This is a genomic window from Pedobacter sp. 01T416_2 (assembly GCF_056398925.1).
In genome coordinates this window covers 1-4,006 of record NZ_JBFTQI010000555.1, presented here as the reverse complement: position 1 = coordinate 4,006, position 4,006 = coordinate 1, and the positions used below count along the sequence as shown (strand labels likewise).

General features: G+C 39.1%; 5 protein-coding genes. 3 read left to right on the top strand and 2 right to left on the bottom strand.

Going from position 1 to position 4,006, the window contains the following annotated elements:
• The 3 genes from AC1DPQ_RS20165 to AC1DPQ_RS20155 all read left to right on the top strand — a co-directional run.
• Positions 1-976 (top strand): 7TM diverse intracellular signaling domain-containing protein (locus tag AC1DPQ_RS20165; RefSeq protein WP_477610675.1); only part of this gene is annotated, 976 nt, incomplete at its 5' end.
• Between the two features lie 549 nt (positions 977-1,525).
• A complete protein-coding gene (locus tag AC1DPQ_RS20160) occupies positions 1,526-1,843 on the top strand; it encodes a hypothetical protein (protein ID WP_477582639.1) in 318 nt (105 codons plus the stop codon).
• Between the two features lie 16 nt (positions 1,844-1,859).
• The gene (locus AC1DPQ_RS20155) at positions 1,860-2,252 is read left to right on the top strand and encodes a response regulator transcription factor (RefSeq protein ID WP_477582641.1); all 393 of its coding nucleotides are present in this window, start codon (positions 1,860-1,862) and stop codon (positions 2,250-2,252) included.
• A gap of 7 nt (positions 2,253-2,259) precedes the next feature.
• On the opposite strand, the gene cysM is transcribed toward AC1DPQ_RS20155, so the two are convergent.
• Entirely contained in the window at positions 2,260-3,132 is an 873-nt protein-coding gene (gene cysM / locus AC1DPQ_RS20150; RefSeq protein ID WP_477582643.1) for a cysteine synthase CysM, read from the bottom strand.
• An 11-nt stretch (positions 3,133-3,143) separates the two neighbouring features.
• Complete coding sequence (gene epsC, locus AC1DPQ_RS20145; RefSeq protein WP_477610674.1) at positions 3,144-3,956, bottom strand: serine O-acetyltransferase EpsC; 813 nt, start codon at positions 3,954-3,956, stop codon at positions 3,144-3,146.
• Between the last annotated feature and the right edge of the window lie 50 nt (positions 3,957-4,006).

Genomic DNA, 4,006 nt, shown 5'->3' with positions numbered 1-4,006 from the left:
GAGTAAACTCTTTGCGCTTTATATAGCGCGGATTATTTTGCTTTATTTCATTGTAATGGTCTGTTATCTTCAAGGCTATGGCTTATTGCTAGGCCCTTCGATAGCCAGGTTTATTTTAGTGCATGCCCATTTTTTTATTGCAGCTGGTTACATTGCTACGATTCTGTTTAACAGTTATTTTTTAAAACTTAAACGCCAACTTCCGCAACTCAATAAATTCTTCAAGGTGTTAATGTTTGGATGGGGTTTAATCCTAATCTGCTCTTTATGGGATGCAAGAAGCATCACCAATGTACTTACACATGTTTTATTTTTATTAACCTCATTACTTTTTCTGTTCAGTAGCATTAAAGTGATTATCATCCGCGGTTATGCCAAAAAAAATCCTCTTATCTGGTGTTACGTCCTGGGATGGATCCCCGTGGCCTTGATTTCTATTTACCTTGTTTTTTGTTTATCGGAGTTAATACCCTTTCAATCTTACAGTTATAATTTACTCACTTTAGCTGGGATAATTGAAGGAGTGCTCATCAGCCTCGGTCTTTATGGCCAACGATTAAGGTTATTAACGCGGCATAACGCACATTTTCGGAGGCAACGTATTCTGCTTCAAGAACAGGTGGAAGGTTACCGTAAACAGCTCGATGCAAAAACAGAAAAACCTGTTGAACATTTTTCTTTAAAAGCACTTATCGAACTTGCACACGCCAGAGACCCTTCATTTATGAAACGGTTTAGTGAGGCTGAATCTACCTTTATCGAAAGATTACTTCAGATTTCACCACAACTACTACCTGCTGAGTTAACACTTTGTGCTTACATCATGTTAAATTTTGATACTAAAGAAATTGCCCGAACCTGCAAACTTAGTGTATGTGCTGTAGAAAGCCGCAAATATAGAATTCGTAAAAAACTGGGGATAGATGGCGAAACTAATATGCACGCTTGGATGTTAGATCTCACTAAATCGTCCTAAATAATATACGAAAATAGGTTACTTTTTCTTTGTCTTTATTTCAACAATAAATTAGCAAGAACCACTTAACGTGCTTTACTACAACAACTTGAATACCTGTGCGTAGAAATGCGTACCGCTAAGATCCACCTGCCGCACCCTCTTTGCATATAGCTGATAGAGTGCAAGCGGTGCGATACCGTTTTTTTTACAAACAGGCTTAATGCATTTTGTCTGGATTGTACTCATATTTTGAACCATGTCGACAGAAACGGTCTTTTCCGGGATGATTTGTTACACGCCTGGCGGCATGGTTTATTTAAAACGCTAATTCATCAAAAACTATATATAATGAACCGAATACCAATTACATTTTATTTTACTACCTGAAATACAAACATTTAAAATTGGTGCGTATTACTGCGTAGACAAAAATTTTGATAATCTTTAAATGCTCTATTTCTTTGTCCCTATCCTTAAACGAAAAATTTTAAAACATTGCTGTACCGCAGGAGATCTAAACAGGGGACGGTTTAGCCTTCTGCGCAAACAGCATCTGGAAAACCAACCATGAAACCGAATAACACTCCTACCAAAATTATTGAAAGCATCCAAGAATTTTACAACGGCCGAGATCCTGAAGAAATTTATAATGCATTAGAAATTGATAAAAACTGTTTTGAAAGCTGGATTAGAGATTTTGGGGGTATTGCCAATGAGCTTTTGGAGCTGCGAGATGAAAACGATAGCCTAAGAGCGATGTTTACCAATTTAAGCCTGGTAAACCAGAGCCTGCGTAATTCTCTTGATAGCCTCACCAGAACAGACTCGAAAATATTTGAGTTATTGCTTAAAAAGCGAGGTACTGGCAATCTTAGCTTTCCTTAATTAATAACACGAAGAAATGTTCTCTTTATCCCAACCAAAAATATTAATTATTGAAGATCACCCCGCAACACTTGATGCTATAAAGATGATCTTCGAATTTGAAGGATACATTACGATGGATCTTTCCGACGCGATTGATTTACACACCAAGGTTGCTGCCTTCCAACCTGATATTATTTTAATCGATATTTTGTTGGGCATGACCGACGGGCGGGCCATATGCACAGAATTAAAGTTATCGGCACATGGGTCCATTCCTATCCTACTCATGTCATCGCGAAATGGCATCCATAATAGCGCTTATTATAAAACCCATTGGGACGATTACATAGAAAAACCCTTCGAAATGGAGGTCATTATTCAAAGGGTTCGCATGCTTTTATCAAAAAAAGCCCAACAAGATTATTGATTTACGCTCAACCAAAAAGATCGCTGCTCAGGTAGCGGTCTCCCCGATCGCAGGCGATAAAAACAATGGTTCCTTTATCTAGTTCACCAGCAAGCTTCAAAGCAGCCGCGCAGGCACCGCCAGAGCTCATGCCTGCAAACAAACCTTCTTCTTTAGCCATTCTTCTCGACATTAAGGTTGCTTCTTCCTGCGCAATATCCATTACCCGATCTACCCGTAGCGGATCGAATATTTTTGGTAGATATTCTTCTGGCCAACGCCTGATACCTGGAATTGAAGAGCCCTCAGTAGGTTGACAGCCTACAATCTGAATATTATTATCTTTTTCCTTAAAAAATCGGGAGCAGCCCATAATGGTTCCCGTTGTTCCCATTGAGCTTACAAAATGCGTAATCTGCCCCTCTGTATCTCTCCATATTTCTGGTCCGGTTGTTTTATAATGAGCCAGGTAATTATCAGGGTTTGCAAATTGATTTAATAAAAAATATCCCTTTGAAACACCTTTTTCTTCCGCATAATCCCTGCATTCTTCTATACTTTCTAACAGGGTTACTTTTGCACCAAAGGCTTCCATAGTTACCTTACGTTCGCGTGTAGAATTGGCTGGCATAACCAGTTCAATTTCTAAATTATATAAACTTGCAATCATAGCCAATGCAATTCCGGTATTACCACTTGTGGCCTCTACCAGTTTAGTTCCAGGAGCTATATCCCCACGTTCTATCGCACTTCTGATCATATTAAGCGAAGCTCTATCTTTAACACTACCGCCCGGATTGTTTCCCTCTAATTTGGCAAATACCCTTACCGCCGGGTTAATATTCAGCTTTTGAAGTTCAGCCATTGGCGTATTTCCGATCAGATCGATTATTCCTGCCATATTTTAATATATTAATTGGTTTCTTTATGGTTTCTAATGGTAATTATTGGAGAATGATAAGCCGTAGAAAAAGCTGGGATACTTTCAGTAAGCCATACGTTTCCCCCGATGATACTATCGTGCCCAATGGTGGTTTCGCCGCCCAGTATGGTTGCCCCAGAATAGATTACTACCCTATCTTCTACTGTTGGGTGGCGTTTGCTGCCCGCTAATGTTTTTTTAACACTCAGTGCGCCAAGTGTTACTCCTTGATAAAGTTTCACATAACGGCCTATTTTACTGGTTTCGCCAATAACAATCCCAGTTCCATGATCAATATGGAAGTATTCGCCAATACTGGCTGCCGGATGGATATCGATACCTGTTTTAGAATGGGCATATTCGGTAAGAATTCTTGGAACCAGCGGTATACCGAAATTATAAAGCATATGGGCAATTCTGTAGAAACAGATGGCATAAAAACCCGGATAGGTTCTAATTACCTCAAACCTGCTCTGTGCAGCCGGATCGCCTTCATAAATGGCGACTATATCGGTGTTCAATACACGGTAAAGCGCTGGAAGTTCTTCAAAAAACTGACCTGCTGCATTTTTACATTCGCTATTTTTAAGCTTACAACTGGCCGATATGATATCATAAAGTTCAAGTTCCAAAATAGCAACATATTCCTTTACATCTATAATTGTTGAAAATACTTTAGGAGAATTTTCAGGAAAAAGCACTTGAATTAGTTTTTCTGCCCAAAGGGATATCACTTCATTGGGTGGAATATTTGGTTGTTCAAGAGGGTTCTTAATAATTTGTTCAAAAAAATGGTCTTCCATAACTGGTGGTCATACCTGCCCGATCTGCTCATCGACTAGGTATATAGATT